The organism is Thermomonas sp., assembly GCF_041905325.1.
GTDB lineage: Bacteria > Pseudomonadota > Gammaproteobacteria > Xanthomonadales > Xanthomonadaceae > Thermomonas.
On sequence record NZ_JAYRLK010000006.1, the window covers coordinates 160,222 to 179,548 of the forward strand.

The 19,327-nt window shown below is 68.8% G+C and carries 17 protein-coding genes; 9 read left to right on the top strand and 8 right to left on the bottom strand.

Features of this window, described 5'->3' with window-relative positions; genetic code table 11:
- Window position 1: 1 nt before the first annotated feature.
- From purL to xerD, 3 genes are all read right to left on the bottom strand, one after another.
- A complete protein-coding gene (gene purL / locus ACE3OK_RS08760; RefSeq protein WP_374249151.1) occupies window positions 2-3,901 on the bottom strand; it encodes a phosphoribosylformylglycinamidine synthase in 3,900 nt (1,299 codons plus the stop codon).
- A gap of 68 nt (window positions 3,902-3,969) precedes the next feature.
- Window positions 3,970-4,776: a DsbC family protein gene (locus tag ACE3OK_RS08765; protein ID WP_374249152.1), complete on the bottom strand. Its 807-nt coding sequence runs from the start codon at window positions 4,774-4,776 to the stop codon at window positions 3,970-3,972.
- Window positions 4,777-4,854: 78 nt separating this feature from the next.
- Window positions 4,855-5,817: a site-specific tyrosine recombinase XerD gene (gene xerD, locus ACE3OK_RS08770; protein ID WP_374249153.1), complete on the bottom strand. Its 963-nt coding sequence runs from the start codon at window positions 5,815-5,817 to the stop codon at window positions 4,855-4,857.
- A 52-nt stretch (window positions 5,818-5,869) separates the two neighbouring features.
- Here xerD and ACE3OK_RS08775 point away from each other — a divergent pair, with 52 nt between their 5' ends.
- The gene (locus tag ACE3OK_RS08775; RefSeq protein ID WP_374249154.1) at window positions 5,870-6,301 is read left to right on the top strand and encodes an RDD family protein; all 432 of its coding nucleotides are present in this window, start codon (window positions 5,870-5,872) and stop codon (window positions 6,299-6,301) included.
- Between the two features lie 19 nt (window positions 6,302-6,320).
- Here ACE3OK_RS08775 and lptG read toward each other — a convergent pair whose 3' ends face one another.
- Entirely contained in the window at window positions 6,321-7,418 is a 1,098-nt protein-coding gene (lptG, locus tag ACE3OK_RS08780) for an LPS export ABC transporter permease LptG (protein WP_374249155.1), read from the bottom strand.
- A complete protein-coding gene (lptF, locus tag ACE3OK_RS08785) occupies window positions 7,415-8,494 on the bottom strand; it encodes an LPS export ABC transporter permease LptF (RefSeq protein WP_374249156.1) in 1,080 nt (359 codons plus the stop codon). The genes lptG and lptF overlap by 4 nt, the downstream gene beginning before the upstream one ends.
- Window positions 8,495-8,642: 148 nt before the next feature.
- Between lptF and ACE3OK_RS08790 the strand changes: the two genes are divergently transcribed.
- The 4 genes from ACE3OK_RS08790 to ACE3OK_RS08805 all read left to right on the top strand — a co-directional run bounded on the left by ACE3OK_RS08790 (window position 8,643) and on the right by ACE3OK_RS08805 (window position 14,759).
- Window positions 8,643-10,124, top strand: a complete 1,482-nt coding sequence (locus tag ACE3OK_RS08790; RefSeq protein ID WP_374249157.1) for a leucyl aminopeptidase — start codon at window positions 8,643-8,645, stop codon at window positions 10,122-10,124.
- Between the two features lie 3 nt (window positions 10,125-10,127).
- Entirely contained in the window at window positions 10,128-10,553 is a 426-nt protein-coding gene (locus tag ACE3OK_RS08795) for a DNA polymerase III subunit chi (RefSeq protein WP_374249158.1), read from the top strand.
- Window positions 10,554-10,558: 5 nt separating this feature from the next.
- Window positions 10,559-13,387, top strand: coding sequence for a valine--tRNA ligase (locus tag ACE3OK_RS08800; RefSeq protein WP_374249159.1), 2,829 nt, complete (start codon window positions 10,559-10,561; stop codon window positions 13,385-13,387).
- Window positions 13,388-13,466: 79 nt separating this feature from the next.
- The gene (locus tag ACE3OK_RS08805) at window positions 13,467-14,759 is read left to right on the top strand and encodes a diguanylate cyclase (protein ID WP_374249160.1); all 1,293 of its coding nucleotides are present in this window, start codon (window positions 13,467-13,469) and stop codon (window positions 14,757-14,759) included.
- A 9-nt stretch (window positions 14,760-14,768) separates the two neighbouring features.
- Here the strand turns inward: ACE3OK_RS08805 and rimI are convergent, their stop codons facing one another.
- Genes rimI through pssA form a run of 3 tightly spaced genes read right to left on the bottom strand, consistent with a single transcriptional unit; the run spans window position 14,769 to window position 16,284 of the window.
- Window positions 14,769-15,251, bottom strand: a complete 483-nt coding sequence (gene rimI / locus ACE3OK_RS08810) for a ribosomal protein S18-alanine N-acetyltransferase (protein ID WP_374249240.1) — start codon at window positions 15,249-15,251, stop codon at window positions 14,769-14,771.
- 8 nt (window positions 15,252-15,259) lie between these two features.
- Entirely contained in the window at window positions 15,260-15,508 is a 249-nt protein-coding gene (locus tag ACE3OK_RS08815; RefSeq protein WP_374249161.1) for a hypothetical protein, read from the bottom strand.
- Entirely contained in the window at window positions 15,505-16,284 is a 780-nt protein-coding gene (gene pssA, locus ACE3OK_RS08820; RefSeq protein WP_374249162.1) for a CDP-diacylglycerol--serine O-phosphatidyltransferase, read from the bottom strand. The genes ACE3OK_RS08815 and pssA overlap by 4 nt, the downstream gene beginning before the upstream one ends.
- A gap of 73 nt (window positions 16,285-16,357) precedes the next feature.
- On the opposite strand from pssA, the gene ACE3OK_RS08825 reads away from it, so the two are divergent.
- The 4 genes from ACE3OK_RS08825 to ACE3OK_RS08840 all read left to right on the top strand — a co-directional run bounded on the left by ACE3OK_RS08825 (window position 16,358) and on the right by ACE3OK_RS08840 (window position 19,265).
- Window positions 16,358-16,744, top strand: coding sequence for a DUF4124 domain-containing protein (locus ACE3OK_RS08825; RefSeq protein ID WP_374249163.1), 387 nt, complete (start codon window positions 16,358-16,360; stop codon window positions 16,742-16,744).
- Window positions 16,741-17,010 carry a DUF4124 domain-containing protein gene (locus ACE3OK_RS08830; protein ID WP_374249164.1) on the top strand — a complete coding sequence of 90 codons (270 nt, stop codon included), beginning with the start codon at window positions 16,741-16,743 and terminating at the stop codon, window positions 17,008-17,010. Before ACE3OK_RS08825 ends, ACE3OK_RS08830 begins: the two co-directional genes overlap by 4 nt.
- Window positions 17,011-17,079: 69 nt before the next feature.
- Window positions 17,080-18,789, top strand: a complete 1,710-nt coding sequence (locus ACE3OK_RS08835; protein ID WP_374249165.1) for a proline--tRNA ligase — start codon at window positions 17,080-17,082, stop codon at window positions 18,787-18,789.
- A 110-nt stretch (window positions 18,790-18,899) separates the two neighbouring features.
- Window positions 18,900-19,265: an H-NS family nucleoid-associated regulatory protein gene (locus ACE3OK_RS08840; protein ID WP_374249166.1), complete on the top strand. Its 366-nt coding sequence runs from the start codon at window positions 18,900-18,902 to the stop codon at window positions 19,263-19,265.
- Window positions 19,266-19,327: the final 62 nt, after the last annotated feature.

Genomic DNA, 19,327 nt, shown 5'->3' on the forward strand with positions numbered 1-19,327 from the left:
CTCACCCCAGCCACGTCCGCGCGTTGCGGAACATGCGCTGCCACGGGGAATCCTCCGGCCAGTCGGCGGGGGCCCAGCTGAAGTTGGCGGTGCGCAGGGTGCGTTCCGGATGCGGCATCAGCAAGGTGGCGCGGCCATCGCGGCTGGTGACGCCGGCGATGCCGTCGGGCGAGCCGTTCGGGTTGGCCGGGTAGCTGTCGGCGATGCGACCGCCCTCGACGTAGCGCGCGGCCACGTCCACCGCCCCTTGGTCGATCACGTTGGCAAACACCGCGCGACCTTCGCCATGCGCCACCGCCACCGGGATCTTTGAGCCGGCCATGCCGCGCAGGAACAGCGACGGCGACTCGCCGATCTCAAGCAGTGCCAGCCGCGCTTCGTACTGCTCGCTGGCGTTGCGCTGGAAGGTCGGCCAGTGCTCGGCGCCGGGGATGATGGCGCGCAGCTGCGCCAGCATCTGGCAGCCGTTGCAGATACCCAGCGAGAAGCTGTCGTCGCGGGCGAAGAAAGTGGTGAACATCGCGCGCAGCGCGGCGCGCTCCAGCACGGACGTGGCCCAACCACGACCCGCACCCAGCACGTCGCCGTAGCTGAAGCCGCCGCAGGCGACGAAACCGTGGAAATCGGCCAGGTCGAAGCGGCCGGCGATCAGGTCGCTCATGTGCACGTCGAAGGCATCGAAGCCGGCGCGGTCGAATGCGTAGGCGGTTTCGACCTGGCTGTTGACGCCCTGCTCGCGCAGGATCGCCACCTTCGGCCGCGCGCCGGTCGCGATGAACGGTGCGGCGATGTCCTCGGCTGCATCGAAGGTCAATTTCGGTTGCAGGCCGGGGGCATCGAAACGGCGCACCGAGGCCCGCTCGCTGTCGGCACCGTCGGGGTTGTCGCGCAACCGCTGCATGGCGTGGGTGACCGACCACCAGGCATCGAACAGCTCGTCCCAGCGCCACTCGGCCAGCACGTCGCCGCCATCGGCGATGCGCACCACCGGCGCGGTGGTGGGCACCGCGATGCGCTGCGCGCATTCGATCAGGCCGTGGCGGGCCACCAGGTCGGCGAACGCGGCGCGTTCCTCCGTCGGCACCTGCACCACCGCGCCCAGCTCTTCGTTGAACAGCACCCGCAACGGGTCGCCGGTGCGGCCGTCGCCCCAGCCGTCGAGGCGGATGTCCAGCCCGAGGTGGGACGCGAACGCCATTTCGCACAGCGCGGCGAACACGCCGCCATCGGAGCGGTCGTGGTAGGCCAGCAACAGGCCGTCGGTGCGCGCATCGCGAACCAGTTCGAACAGCGCGCGCAGGCGCTGCGGGTCGTCGAGATCCGGTGCTTCGCCGCCGAACGCGGGCAGCGCGGCACCTTCATTGGCATCGGGGAAGCATTGGGCCAGGATCGAACCGCCCATGCGCTGACGCCCGCCGCCGAGGCCGATCAGCCACAGCTCCGACTCCACGTCGCGACGCAGCAGTGGCGTCAACTGGTCGCGCACGTCAGCCACCGGGGCGAACGCGGACACCACCAGCGACACCGGCGAGACCGATTTGTGCATCCGCCCATCGGCCTGGTACTGCGCCTGCATCGACAGCGAGTCCTTGCCAACCGGGATGCTCAGCTCCAGCGCCGGGCACAGTTCCATGCCCACGGCCTTCACCGCGTCGAACAGCCGCGCGTCTTCGCCGGCATGGCCGGCGGCGGCCATCCAGTTGGCGGACAACTTGATGCGGTCGAACGACTCCAGTGGCGCCGCCATCAGGTTGGTGATCGCCTCGCCCACCGCCATCCGCGCCGAGGCGGCGGCGTCCAGCAGGGCCAGCGGGGTGCGCTCGCCCACGCTCATCGCCTCGCCGGTGAAGCCGTCGAAACCCGCGAGCGTGATCGCGCAGTCGGCCACCGGCATCTGCCACGGGCCCACCATCTGGTCGCGCGCGGTGAGGCCGCCGACGGTGCGATCGCCGATCGTGATGAGGAAGGACTTGGCGGCCACCGACGGATGCGCCAGCACGCGCAGGCCGGCGACGCGCAGGTCCAGCGCGTCGGTGTCGGCCTGCGGCCAGCGCGGCGGTGCCGGATGCGCGGTGTCGCGGTGCATCTTCGGCGGCTTGCCGAACAGCACGTCCATCGGCAAATCGATGGCCGGCGGCTGGCCGGCGTAGCCCACCCGCAGGTGTTCCTCGGCGGTGGCGGTGCCGACCACCGCGAACGGGCAGCGCTCGCGCGCGCACAGCGCCGCGAATTCGGCGACCCGCGACGGGGCCACGCCCAGCACGTAGCGTTCCTGCGATTCGTTGCACCACAGCTGCATCGGCGACAGCGACGGGTCGTCCTTCGGCACCTTGCCAAGGTCGATCACGCCGCCCACGCCGGAGTCGTGCAGCAGTTCGGGGATGGCGTTGGACAGGCCACCGGCGCCGACGTCGTGGATGCACAGGATCGGGTTGTCGGTGCCGCGCGCCACGCAGCGGTCGATGACTTCCTGCGCGCGGCGTTCCATTTCCGGGTTGTCGCGCTGCACCGAGGCGAAGTCGAGGTCCTCGCTGGTGTCGCCGGAGGCCACCGAACTGGCGGCACCGCCGCCGAGGCCGATCAGCATCGCCGGGCCACCCAGCACGATGACGGCATCGCCGGGCGACAGCCGCAGTTTTTCCACCTGGGTGCGGTCCATCGCGCCAAGCCCGCCGGCCAGCATGATCGGCTTGTCGTAGGCACGCACCAGCGTGTGACCGTCCACGCCCTCGCCTTCGTGCAGTTCGAAGCTGCGGAAGTAACCCACCAGGTTGGGACGGCCGAATTCGTTGTTGAACGCCGCCGCGCCCAGCGGGCCGTCGCGCATGATCTCGAACGCCGGTGCCATGCGCGGGTTGAGGCTGCGCGCGCCTTCCCATGGCTGCGGCAACGTGGGGATGCGCAGGTGCGACACCGAGAACCCGGCCAGGCCCGCCTTCGGGCGACCGCCACGGCCGGTGGCCCCTTCGTCGCGGATTTCGCCGCCGGCGCCGGTGGACGCACCGGGGAATGGCGCGATCGCGGTCGGATGGTTGTGGGTTTCCACCTTGATGCAGAACGCACTGTCGGTGGCCGGTTCGCTGCGGTACTGCTGCGACGCCGGGTCCGGACGCCAGCGCGAGGCCGCATGACCCGCCACCACCGCCGCGTTGTCGCTGTAGGCCGACAGGGTGTGCGCCGGGGTGGTGGCGTGGGTGTGCTTGATCATCTTGAACAGCGACAGCGGCTGCGGCTGCCCGTCGATGGTCCAGCTGGCGTTGAAGATCTTGTGTCGGCAGTGCTCGGAATTGGCCTGCGCGAACATCATCAGTTCGACGTCGTGGGGGTCGCGGCCCAGTTCGCCATAGCGTGCGCGCAGGTATTCGATCTCGTCGTCCGCCAGCGCCAGCCCAAGCCGCGCATTGGCCGCTTCCAGCTGCGCCAGCGGGATCACTTCCACGTCGCCCGCCGGCTGCGCGGAGAACAGCGCCGCACCATCGGCGCGGGCCTCCAGCAGCGATTGCGTCATCGGGTCGCACAACAGCTTCGCCAAGGCCGCCTGCTGTGCGGCCGCCTGTGGCCAACTGAGCAGGTCGATGCGCAGGCCACGCTCGACGCGCCTGACCGGCAGGCCGGCGCCGCGCAGCAACTCGGTGGCCTTGCTGGCCCACGGCGACAGCGTGCCCAGCCGCGGCACCACGAAACGGGTCAGGCTGCCGGGGGCAGCAGCGGCGATCTCCTCACCGGCTTGCAGGATGCGGCACAGCGCGGCCATATCGGGCGCGCTGCCGGGTTCGGGGTCCACCCAGTAGCCATGCCAGGCCCCGGCGATCCGCACGCCGGGGGCGATGGTTTGAAGGCGGGTTTGCAAGCGGTCGCGCCGAAACGGCGACAGGGCCGAAGTGCCCTCGAGGACGATCATGTCCGGTGACTGGGTGTGGACGGCCTGCCATTGTAGCCGAGCCGCCAACACCCGGCCGGCGCCGCCCCTTACCCGGCCTTGCGGGCCTCCGCCAGCGCATCCAGCCGTTGCAGCAGGCGCTCCGGCGGCAAGTAGCCGCCCAGCATGCGGCCGTCCTCGTTCAGGATCATCGGGGTGCCTTCCAGCCCCATCCGCAGCCCGGCGCGGTACTGCATGTCCACCGGCGTGCGCGGGCAGGCACCCTGCTGCACCGGGACGCCGTTCTTGGCGTCGGTCAACGCCTTCTGGCGATTCGGCGCGCACCACACCGCCACCATCCGGCGGTAGTCGTCGCTGGCCAGCCCGCCACGCGGAAAGGCCAGGTATTCCACCCGGATGCCCAGCGCGTTGTACAAGGCGATGTCGGAATGGAATTTGCGGCAATAGCCGCATTCCACGTCGGTGAGCACCACCACCGTGTGCCGGGTCACGCCCTTGGGCGCGAACACGATGCGGTCGGCTTCCGGCAACGCGGCCAGGATGTCCTTGCGCACCTTGGCCATCGCCGTTTCGCTCAGGTCCTCGCGCTTGGCGATATCCACCAGCCCGCCCTGGAACATGTATTTGCCGTCGTCGCTGACGTAGACCACGCTGCCGCCGGCCACCACTTCCCGATATCCGGGGATCGGCGCGGCGCCGATGCGCTCGATGGTGACGTTGGGCCCCAAGGCCAGCACGGCTTCGCGGGCACGCGCCTCCGGGGTGCCAGCGGCGAAGCTCTGCGCGGCGGCGGCGGGGGCATCGGCATCCGGCTTGGCGGACCCACGGCCGGGGGCGGGCTGGGCACAGGCGGACAGGCTCAGGCCCAGCAACAAGGCGAGGAAAAGATGTTTCATCATGACTCCGAAGGCCGGGCGCACCTGTGACCTGCCGATGCGCCCCGAGGTTCCGCATTCTCGCACGCACGCCCGGGTTCAGCCGCGCGGATGGTGCCGGGCATGCAGATTGCGCAGGCGGTCGCGCGCCACCAGCGTGTAGATCTGCGTCGTCGACAACGCACTGTGCCCCAGCAGCATCTGCAACGCGCGCAGGTCGGCGCCGTGGTTGAGCAGATGGGTGGCGAAACTGTGGCGCAGGCCGTGCGGGCTGACCCGGGCCGGGTCGATGCCGGCCGCCTGCGCATACCGCTTCACCAGCGCCCAGAACGCCTGCCGGCTGGGCGTACCGCCGCCCGGCTCGACGAACAGGCCGACGCTGGCGGCCGGCTGGCGCGCGCCCCGCAACAGCGCCGGACGCGCATCGCGCAGGTAGCGCTCCAGCCAGTGTCGCGATTCCTCGCCCAGTGGCACCAGCCTCTCCCGCCCGCCCTTGCCGACCACCCGCAGCACGCCCTGGCGCAGGTTCACTGCGGTGCCGGGCAGGCCCACCAGCTCGCTCACCCGCAGGCCCGCCGCGTACATCAATTCCAGCATCGCGCGATCACGCAGGCCGGCGGGGGTGGCCAGCTGCGGCGCTTCCAGCAGCGCCGCCACCTGCGCCTCGGACAGCGCCTTGGGCAGCAGGCGCGGCAGGTTCGGGGCTTGCAGCAGGGCGGTGGGGTCGTCGTGGCGTTCGCCGCGCCGCAGCGCCTGTGCGAAGAATGCGTGCAGGCAGGACAACAGTCGTGCCGTGCTGCGCGCGCGGTAGCCCAGCCCGGCGCGCACCGCCAGGTAAGCGAACAGGTCTTCCCGACGCGCCTGCGGCAGGCCCGGGCGGGCCTCCCGCGACAACCAGCGTGCCAGCCCCTGCAAATCACTGCGATACGCCGCCAGCGTGGCCTGCGCCAACCCGCCCTCGGCCCAGGCGGCATCGAGGAAGCGCTCGATGGCCGCCGCATCCGTGTCCGCCAGCGGCGGCAAGGCGCGGAACCACTGGCGGCGGTCGGTGGCGGTCGGCATGGCCGCAGGGTAGAGCACCCGGCGCGCAATGCGCACGCGGTATCCTGCGCGGATGCCCGTTCCCCATCGTCCCCCTGCCCTGATCGGCTGGCGCCTGCTGGCGCTGCTGTACGACTTCTTCCCGGTGCTGGCGCTGTGGTTCATCACCGCCGGCGTGTTCACGCTGCTGCATGGCGATGCGGTGCGCGGTGGCTGGCTGGGCGGGCTGGAATTCGGCGCGCTGTGGCTGGTGGCCGGCCTGTATGCGGTGCTCAGCTGGCGGCGCGGCGGGCAGACCATCGGCATGCGGCCGTGGCGGTTGCAGGTGGTGGCCAGCGCCGGGGGCGCACCCGGCACCCGCGCCTTGTGGCTGCGCTATGCGGTGGGCGGGGTGTCGCTGCTGTGCGGCGGGCTGGGCCTGTGGTGGGCGTGGATCGACCGCGACCGGCTCGCATGGCACGACCGCGCCAGTGGAACGCGGATGCAGCGCCGGCCTGCGGCGTAAGGCCCGGGACGCAGGTGCCTCAGCTGCTGCGGCGACGGAACAGCAGGAACGAAATCCCCAGCATCAACAACGGCGGCATCGCGTAGGCAATGCGGAAATCGAAACGGTAGATCCCGGCCAGCTTGGAAAAAATCAGCTGGCTGACCCAGAACCCCAGCGCAAAGACCATCCCGATGAACACGCGCTTGCCGTAGCCGCCACTGCGCAACGAGCCGAACGCGAACGGCATCGCCGCCAGGCACAGCGCCAGCACGTTCAAGGGATAGAACCAGCGCCCCCAATACACGTTCTCGAAGTCGGCCGACTCCAGCCCGTTGCGCTTGCGGTAATCGATGCTGGCGCGCAGTTCCGCGCTGCCCATGTTGCCCGGCCGGGTCACCCCCGATGCCAGCGCCGACTCGTCCAGCTTCGAGTCCCAGCGCTCCTGCGCCACCTTCGCGCGTTGCACCGACCGGGTGCCGAACACGGTGCGCTCCACCCCGTGCAGCAGCCAGTATCCGGCGCGGTGCTCGGCCATGTCGACGGTGGCGATCGAACGCAGGCGGCCGGCGGAGTCGAACTCGAACATGCGCACGCCGCGCAATTCCAGCCAGCGCTCGGTGCCGCGCTGTTTTTCCTCGCCACCCCGGGCGTTGAGGAACATGTCGCCTTCCCGCGCCCACATCCCGCTGTACTTGGAAACCACCATTTCCTTGTGCCGCACCGAGCGGATCGCCTGTGAACGGTCGTCGCCCCACGGCGCCAGGGTCTCGCCATTGATCACCATCAGCACGGTCAACACGCTCAACGCCAGCGTCACCGAGGTGCCCAGGCGCACGCGCGACAACCCCAGCGCGCGCAGTGCGGTCAGCTCGGAGGTGGCGGCCAGCTGGCCCAGCCCCATCAACATGCCGATCACCGCCGCCGTGGGAAACAGCCCGTACGCGCGACTGGGAATGGTCAACCCGGTGGCGGCAATGGCGTGGTTGACGGTGTAGGCCCCCTTGCCGACGTCGCCCATTTCGCCGGCGAAGGCCAGTACCAGGTCCAGCCCCAGCAGCACGCCCCATGCCATCAGCACGCCACCCAGCACCACGCTGGCCAGGTAGCTGTCGTGCAAGCGCGGCCAATGCTTCATCGGTTGCTCCTCGGCCGCGCCACCCGGCCATCCCGGGCATAGGCCAGCGCGCCCACCAGCAGCATCGGCAGCACCAGCCACCACAACCCCAGGGCCAGCGGCAGGCGTCCCTCGGCCAGCCATTGCGTGCCCAGCATCATCAGGAACACGCCCAGCAGGTAGGCCAGGAACGCCAGCAGCAGCGCACCATGCCGCGACTGGCGCGGCGCGCTGCGCGCCAACGGCACCGCCAGCAGCGCAAACGCCAGCGCCAGCAGGGTGGGCGCGATCCGCCAGTGCAGCTCCGCGCGCTCCGGCCGCGCGGTACTGGCCAGCAACGTGGCCGTCGGCTGGAACTCCGGGGCATCGAGCAAGCGCGGCGCGTCGGCATCGGGCAGCTGGATTTCGTTGCGGGCGTAATGCATCAGGCGGTAGTCCAGCGCCGGCCCGGCCGCGGGCCCTTCCACCCGGAAGCCGTCCAGCAGCGCCAGCACGCGCGCACCGGCATCGCGATAGAGCACGCCATCACGGGCGGTGGCCACGTCCATCCGCGCCCCGCGTTCGCGGTACAGGAACACCCGCGCCAACCGGGTGCCATCGCTGGACATGTCGCCCACGTAGGCCACGCCGCCGTTGGCAAGCGGCGTGAAACGGCCCGGCTCCAGCCCCGCCACCAGCAGGTTCCGGTTGGCCTCGACCACCATCCCGCGCGCCAACCGGTTGGCCCATGGCCCCAGCCACAGCGAACACAGCGCGATGGTGACCAGGGTCGGCAGCACCACCAGCGCCAGCGGCCGCAGCAGCCGCCGGGGCCCCACCCCCAGCGCGGTGAGCACGTGCATTTCCGAATCGCGGTACAGCCGCCCGATGGCCAGCAACAGGCCCAGCAACAGTGCCAGCGGCAGGATCAAGGGCAGATAGCCCAGCAGGCGCAGGCCCAGCTGCGACAGCAGCAGCACCGGCGGCACCTTGCCACGCGCCATCTCGCCGATCAGATCGGCGAACACCCCGCCCAGGCTGACCATGCCCAGCACCACCAGCGCCGCCAGTACGGCACGCGCGAATTCGGCACTGAGATAGCGATCCAGCTTCGGCATCGGGCCGGCGTGCTCCAGAACATGCTTTAGAATGATGAGTCCACCGCGCGCGGCAACGCCACGCGGCCGCGCATTGTAAGCGACACCCGCCCGCCCACCGCGGGTGCCATGCCCGCCCATGGGCAAACCAGCACGGATACCTTGCTTAATGAGCCTCGAATTCAGCCTGAACCAGACCCCCCCCGCAACCGTCAACGTCGACTGCGTGATTGCCGGCGTGTTTGCCGACGGCAGCCTGTCGCCCTCCGCGCAAGCCCTCGACACCGCCAGTGGCGGCCGCCTGCAAGCCCTGCTGGCGCGTGGCGACGTGACCGGCAAGACCGGCAAGACCGCACTGCTGCACGACCTGCCGGGCGTCACCGCACCGCGCGTGTTGCTGGTCGGGCTGGGAGAGGCCGGCAAGTTCGGCGCATCGCAATACATCAAGGCAGTGGGCGATGCCGCCCGCGCACTCAAGACCGGCCCGGTGGCCAGCGCACTGCTCACCCTCACCGAGGTGGCGGTGAAAGACCGCGATGCCGCGTGGAATCTCCGCCAGGCGGTGATCGCCGCCGACCACGCCTGCTACCGCTACGTCGCCACCCTGGGCACGCAGAACAAGAAGCGCGATGAAAAGGGCCTGGCCACGCTGCACCTGCCCGGTGACGACGCCACCGCGTTGGCACAGGGCATCGCCATTGCCGAGGGCGTGCAATTCGCCCGCGCGGTGGGCAACCTGCCGCCGAACATCTGCAACCCGGCGTATCTGGCCCAACAGGCGCGGGACTTCGCGCAGGGCAAGGCGCACGTCAGCTGCGAGGTGCTGGAGGATGCCGACATGGAAGCGCTCGGCATGGGCTCGCTGCTGGCGGTGGCGCGTGGCAGCGCGCAGCGCCCGCGGCTGGTGGTGCTGAAATACGAAAACGGCGGCGACGCCAAGCCCTACGTGCTGGTGGGCAAGGGCATCACCTTCGACACCGGCGGCGTCAACCTGAAGACGCAGGGCGGCATCGAGGAAATGAAGTACGACATGTGCGGTGCCGGCAGCGTGCTGGGCACCTTCGTCGCCGCCGTGGGCATGCAGTTGCCGGTGAACCTGGTGTGCATCGCCGCCGCCGTGGAAAACGCCATCGACGGCGACAGCTACCGCCCGTCCGACGTCATCACCTCGATGTCCGGCAAGACCGTCGAGGTCGGCAATACCGACGCCGAAGGCCGCCTGATCCTGTGCGATGCACTGACTTACGCACAACGCTTCCAGCCGGCCGCGCTGGTGGATGTGGCCACGCTGACCGGCGCCTGCATGGTCGCGCTGGGCAAGCACGCCACCGGCGTGATGACCAAGACCAGTCACGACCTGGCGCGCGAGCTTCTGGACGCCGGCGAAACCGTGTTCGACCGCGGCTGGCAGCTGCCGCTGTGGGACGAATACCAGCCGATGCTGGATTCCGCCTTCGCCGACGTCTACAACATCGGCGGCCGCTGGGCCGGCGCGATCACCGCCGGCTGCTTCCTGTCGCGCTTCACCGACGGCCAGCGCTGGGTGCACCTGGACATCGCCGGCGCGGCCTCCGACGACGGCAAGATGGGCATGGCCACCGGCCGCCCGGTCGGCATGCTGGCGCAATGGCTGCTGGACCGCGCCGGGTAAACCGTGCAGCGCGCCCACTTCTACCTGATCGACAAGCCGCGCTTCCGCGAGCAGCCGCTGCTGCTGGTGTGCGAGCTGGCGAAGCGGGCGTACGCGGCGGAACTGCCCACCCTGGTGCTGGCGCGCGACCGCGCGCAGGCCGAGGCGCTGGACGATTTGCTGTGGGCATTCGACCCCGACGAGTACCTGCCGCACCAGATTGCCGGTGAGGACGAAGACGAAGACGAAGCGCCGGTGTTGATCGCCACGCCCGACACCGATGCCGCGCTGCGCCCGCTGCTGATCAACCTGCGCGACGAACCGCCGCAGGGTGCCTTCGACCGCGTGCTGGAAGTGGTACCGGCCGACCCGGCTGCGCGCGGCCCGCTGCGCGAACGCTGGAAGCACTACCAGGCGCTGGGTTTTGAATTGAAAAAGTTCGACATGTGACCCCCATGACCAATCTCGACGCCGGCTTCAACCCGCAATCCTTCGAAACCCGCCTGTACCAGCAGTGGGAAGGCAGCGGCGCGTTCGTGCCGACCGGCGACGGCCCGGCCTACACCATCCTGCTGCCGCCGCCGAACGTCACCGGCACGCTGCACATGGGCCATGCGTTCCAGCACACGCTGATGGACGCGCTGGTGCGCTACCACCGCATGCGCGGCTACCGCACCCTGTGGCAGATGGGCACCGACCACGCCGGCATCGCCACCGAGATGGTGGTCAGCCGCAACCTTGCCATCGAGGGCAAGGGCGACACCCGCGATTCGTTGGGCCGCGAGAAGTTCATCGAGAAAGTCTGGGAGTGGAAGCAGCACAGCGGCGACACCATCGAGCGGCAGATGCGCCGCCTCGGCGCGTCCGGCGACTGGTCGCGCAGCGTGTTCACCATGGACCCGATGCCGTCCGCCGCGATCACCGAAGCCTTCGTGCGCCTGCATGAGCAGGGCCTGGTCTACCGTGGCCAGCGGCTGGTCAACTGGGACCCGGTGCTGAAGACCGCGATCTCCGACCTGGAGGTGGTGAGCGAGGAAGAGAACGGCCACCTGTGGTCGATCCGCTACCCACTGGCCGACGGCGCGAGCTACGAGCACGTGGAGGTCGATGCCGACGGCAACGAGATCCTGCGCGAGACCCGCGACTACGTGGTGGTGGCCACCACCCGTCCCGAAACCATGCTCGGCGACACCGCCGCGATGGTGCATCCGGAAGACCCGCGCTACCTCGCGCTGCACGGCAAGTCCGTCGAGCTGCCGCTGACCGGCCGCCGCATCCCGGTCATCACCGACGACTACGTCGACCGCGCCTTCGGCACCGGCGTGGTCAAGGTGACGCCGGCGCACGACTTCAACGACTACGCGGTGGGCCAACGGCATTCGCTGCCGCTGATCAACATCTTCACCGACGACGCGCGGGTGGTTTCCAGCCGCGACGACATCGCGGAGAAGTACCGCGGGCTGGATCGCTTCGATACACGCAAGCTGATCGTCGCCGACCTCGACGCCGCCGGCCTGCTGGTCGAGGTCAAGCCGCACAAGCTGCAGGTGCCGCGCGGCGACCGCAGCGGCCAGGTGATCGAGCCCTACCTGACCGACCAGTGGTTCGTGCAGATGGACACGCTGGGCAAGCGCGGGCTGGAACTCGCGGAGAGCGGCGCGGTGAAGTTCGTGCCGTCGAACTGGATCAACACCTACCGCCACTGGATGGAGAACCTGCAGGACTGGTGCATCAGCCGCCAGCTGTGGTGGGGCCACCGCATCCCGGCGTGGTTCGACGAGGCGGGCAAGGTCTACGTGGGCCGCAGCGAGGCCGAGGTGCGCGCGGCGCACGGCCTCGGCGATGCGCCGCTGCGGCAGGACCCGGACGTGCTGGAGACCTGGTTCTCCTCGGCGATGTTCCCGTTCAGCACGCAGGGCTGGCCGGACCCGGCGGCGATGGCCGAGCGCGGCTTCGCGCAGCACGTGCCATCCAACGTGCTGGTCACCGGCTTCGACATCATCTTCTTCTGGGTCGCCCGGATGGTGATGATGACCGACCACTTCACCGGCCAGGTGCCCTTCCACGACGTCTACATCACCGGGTTGGTGCGCGACAAGAACGGCCAGAAGATGTCGAAGTCGAAGGGCAACGTGCTGGATCCGATCGACATCATCGACGGCATCAGCGCCGACGACCTGGTCGCCAAGCGCACCTTCGGGCTGATGCAGCCGAAGATGGCCGAGAAGATCGAGAAGGACACCCGCAAGGAGTTCCCGAACGGCATCAACCCGCACGGTGCCGACGCGCTGCGCTTCACCATGGCCGCGCTGGCCGGCCCCGGCCGCGACATCAAGTTCGACCTCGCCCGCGCCGAGGGTTACAAGAATTTCTGCAACAAGCTGTGGAACGCGACGCGCTTCGCGCTGATGAACGTCGGCGACGCAACCTTCACCGGCAAGCCGCAGCCCGGCACCGACGCCGAACGCTGGATCCTGTCGCAGCTCGACCGGGTCAGCGCGGAAGCCGCGGAACACTTCGCCAGCTACCGCTTCGACCTGCTGGCGCAGTGCCTGTACGAATTCGCCTGGAACCAGTTCTGCGACTGGTTCGTGGAGCTGGCCAAGCCGGCGCTCAACGGTGACGATGCCGCAGCCGCTGACAGCACCCGCCACACCCTGCTGCATGTGCTCGACGCCCTGCTGCGTCTGCTGCACCCGCTGATCCCCTTCGTCACCGAGGAGCTGTGGCAATCGGTTGCGCCCAAGCTCGGCAAGAGCGGCAGCCTGATGCTGCAGCCCTACCCGCAAGCAGGCGATCTGGATGTGGCCGCCTACGCCAGCGCCGATACCGATATCGAATGGCTGAAAGCCATGGTCAGCGCGGTGCGCCGGATTCGCAGCGAACTGGGGGTCTCCCCGGCCAAGCAGGTCGGCCTGCTGCTGCGCGGCGGCAATGCCGAAGACGCCACCCGCATCACGCGACTGGACGCGCAGCTGCGCTTCCTGTGCAAACTCGAACGCATCGAAACGCTGGCCGGCGAGCCGCCCGCCGCCGCCCCGGCGCTGGTCGGCGAGCTGCAACTGTTCGTACCGCTGGAAGGTCTGGTCGATCTGGACGCCGAGCGCACGCGATTGGACAAGGAAATCGCAAGAATCGTCGCCGAGAAAGAGAAAAGCGAAACCAAATTGGCCAAGTTCGGTGCCGGGGTGCCGGCGGCGGTGGTGGAACAGGAACAAGCCCGGCTGGCCGATTGGAGCGCCAAACTCGTCGCGCTTTCCACGCAACGGGCGCGGCTGGCATGATCCCGGTGCCGGGCACGCCCCCCGCGTGCCCGGTCGCGGCGCCGTTTCCCGTCTGCCCCTTGAAAGGGAGCCATCCGCAATGCCCGACGCCGCCCAACCTCCAGAAACCAATGCCGCCTACCGCCAATTGCTGGACGAGGTAGGCGCGTTCGTCTACACCACCGACCTGGCCGGCCGCTACACCTACGCCAACCAACTGGTGCTGGATCTGCTGGGCAACGGATTGCGGCTGCAAGACGTGCTGGGCAAGTCGTTCACGGATTTCGTGGACATCGGCGAGGCTGGCGACACCTTGCGCAAGACCGATCGGCGGGTACTGGAGCTGGGCGAGACCATCGCCCGCGAGGAAACCAACTACATCCACGCCACCGGCGAATCGCGCAGCTACTGGTCGATCAAGAAGCCGCTGCGCGACGCCAGCGGCGCCATCGTCGGGATGATCGGGATTTCCCACGACATCACCGAGAAGAAGCAGCTGGAAGACCGGGTCCGCAAGCAGAAGGAGCTGCTGGACACCGTCCTCGACAACGTCCACGGGCTGGTTTACGTGAAGGGCGCCGACCGCCGCTTCCTGTATGCCAACCGCCACCTGGCCCAGGTATTCGGGCGTCCGGTGGGCGACATCATCGGCCGGCTGGACAGCGAGCTGATGCCGCGCGAGGCCGCCGATGCGTTCTGGGAAAAGGACCTGCACATGCTGGCCACCGGCGAGCGCTATGCGGGCGAGGAATCCCTCATCGACGCGCAGGGCCGCCTGCGCCACTACTGGAGCGTGGTGGTGCCGTGGCCGGACTTCAACGGCAGTCCCGCGCTGATCGGCCTGGTCACCGACATCACCGAGCTGCACGCGCTGAAGGAAGAACTGCAGCGGCAGGTGCGCACCGACAGCCTGACCGGGCTGGCCAACCGGCGCAGCTTCCAGGAGCGCGCGGAAAGCGAGTTCGCGCGCAGCCGCCGCCACGGCACGCCGCTGGCCATGGTGTCCATCGACATCGACCATTTCAAGCAGATCAACGACCGCTATGGCCATCCGGTGGGCGATCTGGTCCTGCGGGATTTCGCGGTTTGCTGCCAGCAAGCCCTGCGCGAAGAGGACGTGTGCGCCCGCACCGGCGGCGAGGAGTTCTGCCTGCTGCTGCCGGAGACCGGCCGCGACGACGCCGTCGCCATTGCCGAACGCATCCGTGCCATGACCGCCGCCTGCCATCCCTGCCAGGAACACCCGGAGCTGCAAATCACCGCCAGTTTCGGCGTTGCGGCCATGGCGCAGGCCGACCCGCAGTTCGGCAACCTGTTCGCCCGGGCCGACCGTGCGCTGTACGTCGCCAAGGAGCAGGGGCGCAACCGCGTGGCCGTGGCCGCAAGCGCCTGAACGCCGCCCTCAGGCCGGCTCAAGCAGCTCCATGGCCATCACGATCGCATCCTCGCGGCCGTTGTTGGCGGCCGGGTAGTAGCGTGGCCGACGGCCGATCTCGTTGAAGCCGCTGCGTTCATACAGGGTAATCGCACGCGGGTTGGACGGCCGCACTTCCAGGAACACCCGCTGCGCGCCGTGGCCACGCGCGATCTTCAGCAAGGCGTGCAGCATGCGTTGCCCCAGCCCCCGCCCCTCCTGGCCGGGGGCGGTGCACAGGTTGAGCACATGGGCCTCGTCGGCGGCGATGCTGAGCACGCCATACCCCGCCAGCCCGCCATCGGCGTGCTCCAGCAGCCACATCGGGTAATTCGCTTGCAGGCAGTCGTGGAAGATTCCGCGCGTCCACGGAAACGGGTAGGCGCGTACTTCGATCGCCATCACCGCGTCCAGGTCAGCGGCGCGCATCGGCCGCAGGTGCGGCATGGCCAGTGCGCCGTAGGCCTGCACCCGCGTGTTCACGCAAGGCCCCGGCGCAGCGCGCGCAGGCGCGGCCACAGTGCCCGCTTGCCGGCGGCATCCCCGCGCAAGCGCAGGCTGGCGGCCACCAGGTCGGCATGCTGCTGCAAGACGTCGGGCGTGGCGGCGGCGGCCCGCGCCAGCCGCGCCAGCATGTCCGCATCGAGGGCCGGCAGCGTCGCAGCCGGCCGATACAGGGCGTAGCCCAGCTCCGCCAACACCGCGCGCTGGAACGGGTCCCAACTCACGTTGCGGCGTCCTGCCCGGCGGAATGGCGGCGGCGGAACCACAGCAGCGGCCCGGACAGCGCGTACAAGGTGCAGGTGCCCAGCAGGGTCTGCGCCGGGGCGATCCACAACGCGATCAGGATCGCCACCACCAGCACCAGCACGAAGAATGGCACCCGGTCGGCTTTCGGGCCGTGACCACTGCCCTTGAAGCTGTTGTAGCGGATACGGCTGACCATCAGCAGCCCGGTCACCACGGTCAGCGCCAATGCGCCAAAGCGCAACGTCTCGCCGGACCAGTCGTACACCTCGCACACCCACACCGCGCTGGCCATCAGGCCGGCCGCCGCCGGGCTGGCCAGGCCGACGAACCAGCGCTTGTCCACCGTGCCCACCTGGCTGTTGAAGCGAGCCAGCCGCAGCGCCGCGCAGGCGGCATACAGGAACGCCCCCAGCCACCCGATCTTGCCCAGCGTCAGGCTGTCCTGCTTCAGCGCCAGCAGCGCCCAGTGGTACATCAGCATCGCCGGCGCCATGCCGAAACTGACCAGATCCGCCAGCGAGTCGTATTGCACCCCGAATTCGCTCTGGGTGTTGGTCAGCCGCGCCACCCGACCATCCAGCCCGTCCAGTACCGCCGCCACGAAAATGGCGATGCAGGCCGCTTCGAACCGCCCCTGCGAGGCGGCGATGATGGCGAAGAACCCGCCAAACAGCCCGCCGGTGGTGAACAGGTTGGGCAGCAGGTAGATGCCGCGCGGGCGCGGGCGAGGCGTCGATGCAGTGGTTTCGTCCATCCCGGCAGTTTACGGGGTTGCAGCGGCGGCGGCGCGGTGCTGCAATCGACACCTGCATCCCCCGGAGCTTCCCATGAACCTCGCCCACCCCGTTGCCCTGGCCGCGCTGGCCCTCGCGCTTGCCGCCCCCGCCACCGCCCAGCAACGCGTCTACCAATGGAAGGATGCACAAGGCGTCACCCATTACGCCGACACCGCGCCCAAGCAGAACCACCAGGCCCGCGACATCGACGCGCGCACCGGCACCACCACCGAGACCACCGCCACCAAGCCGCAGGAAAGCGAGCAGTGCCGCAATGCGCGCTCCAACCTGCAACGCCTGCAGGGCAACGACGCCATCGGCATCGACAGCAACGGCGACGGCAAGCCGGACCGCAACCTGACCGATGCCGAGCGCAAGTCGCAGACCGAGCTCAACCAGGCAGGGGTGAAGGCGTTCTGCCCGCCCGCCACGCCATGAAACAGGCCGGCATGGTGCTGCTGGCGTTGGCGCTGGCAGCGGCGGCGTGGTGGTGGTTCACCGCCGAAATGCCGCGCCGCGAACATGCCCGCATCGAAGCCGCCGAGGCCGCCGCGATCCAGGCGCGGCGCGCCGATTCGCTGTATCGCTGGCGCGATGACGCCGGCAACCTGCACGTCAGCGACACCCCGCCCAAGGGCCGCAAGTACGAACGCATCCGCAAGACCCCGCGGGACGGGATCGAGGTCGACGGCCACCGCGGCTGATCCGCGCCAGCGCCGGCAGGGCGACACGCGTGCATGGCAGAATGCGGGTTTTCCCCACGCCCGAACGCCATGCGCCTGTCGCGATTCCACCTCCGCACCGAAAAAGAAACGCCCGCCGATGCCGAAATCGTCAGCCACAAGCTGATGCTCAAGGCCGGCATGATCCGCAAGCTCGCCGCCGGCCTGTACACCTGGTCGCCACTGGGGTTGCGCGTGCTGCGCAAGGTGGAAACCGTGGTGCGCGAGGAAATGAATCGCGCCGGCGCGATCGAAATGGCGATGCCGTCGATCCAGCCGAAGGAATTGTGGGAAGAAACCGGGCGCTGGGCGAAGTTCGGCCCGCAACTGCTGAAAATCCGCGACCGCAAGGAACAGGACTACTGTTTCACCCCCACCGCCGAAGAAGCCGTCACCGATTTCTTCCGGCAGGAGATTTCCAGCTACAAACTGTTGCCGGTGAATTTCTACCAGATCACCAGCAAATTCCGCGACGAGATCCGCCCGCGCTTCGGGGTGATGCGGGCGCGCGAATTCATCATGAAGGACGCCTATTCCTTCCACGCCGATGACGATTCGCTGCATGGCGAATATCGCAACATGTACGACACCTATTCGCGCATCTTCACCCGGCTGGGGCTGAAGTTCCGCGCGGTGGCGGCGGATACCGGCGCGATCGGCGGCAGCGCCTCGCACGAATTCCACGTGCTGGCCGATTCCGGCGAGGATTCCATCGCCTATTCCACCGCATCCGATTACGCCGCCAACGTGGAGTTGGCCGAAGCGCTGGCCCCCGGCGCCCGCGCACCCGCGCAGGAAGCCCTGCGCGAAGTGGCCACGCCCACCCAGAAAACCTGCGAGGACGTCGCCGCGCTGCTGGGCATCGCGCTGGCGCGCACCGCCAAATCGGTGGCGCTGATGGGCAGCGATGCCGATGGCAACCCGCAATTCGTGCTGGCACTGGTGCGCGGCGACCACGTGGTGAATGAAATCAAGCTGGCGAAGCTGCCGGGGCTGGCCGACTACCGGCTGGCCACCGAGGCCGAACTGCTGGAGTACCTCGGCAGCGAACCCGGATTCCTGGGCCCGCTGCATGCCAAAAAGCCGATCCGGGTCGTGGCCGACCGCACCGTCGCGGCGATGGCCGATTTCGTGGTCGGCGCCAACAAACCCGGTTTCCACATCGCCGGGGTGAACTGGGGCCGCGATTTGCCGGAACCGGAAACCGCCGATATCCGCAACGTGGTGGAAGGCGATGCATCGCCGGATGGCCAGGGCACGCTGGGGCTTTGCCGCGGCATCGAAGTCGGCCATGTGTTCGCGCTCGGCCGCAAATACTCCGAAGCGATGCAATGCACGGTACTGGATGCCAATGGCAAGGCGGTGCATCCGGCGATGGGCTGCTATGGCATCGGCGTGTCGCGGATCGTGGCGGCGGCCATCGAGCAGAATCACGACGACGCCGGCATCGTCTGGCCGCAGGCAATGGCACCGTGGAACGTGGCGGTCTGCGTGATCAATCCGAAAAACGACCCCGTCGTCGCCAGCGCCGCCGAAACCCTGCACGCGCAATTGCAGGCGGCCGGTTTCGACACGGTGCTGGACGACCGCGGCCTGCGCCCGGGCGCGATGTTCGCCGACATCGAACTGATCGGCATCCCGCACCGGGTGGTGGTGTCCGGGCGCGGGCTGGACGCCGGCACGTTCGAATATCGGGCGCGTGATGCGGCGGAATCGGAAAACCTTGACCTCGCCGCCCTGCTGGCCCGGCTTTCGCCCTGAACCGGCAATTCAATTTCCGGACCCCGCATTTGCATTCCGGAAGCGGACGCGTATTATCCGCCCATCCAAGGATCGGATAATCCCTTTCCAAACCGAAGAAAATCAAAACCATGAGCCTGAATATCGAAAACATGAGCCCGCAGGAGCTGGCAGCCCTGATTTCCCGCGCCAGCAAGCGCAAGAAGGTGCTGGCCAAGCGCAAACCCGCCGCCATGGCCAAGGCCGCCGTGGCCAAGGCCCTGAAGGCCACCGGCTGGACGTTCGAGGAATTGTTCGGCAAGCCGGGCAATGGCGCTGCCCCGGCCGTCAAGAAAGCCCGCAAGCCTGCCAAGGGCCGCAGCACCGGCAAAGTGGCGCCGAAGTACCAGAACCCTGCCAATGCCAAGGACAAGTGGACCGGCCGCGGCCGTCAGCCGCGCTGGCTGATGGCGGAAATCGCCAATGGCAAGCAGCTGGAAGAGTTCCTGATCAAGTAATCGGATACTGCTTCACCGGACGCGCCGGCCTTGTGCCGGCGTTTTCGTTTCCGGTTCCGCTG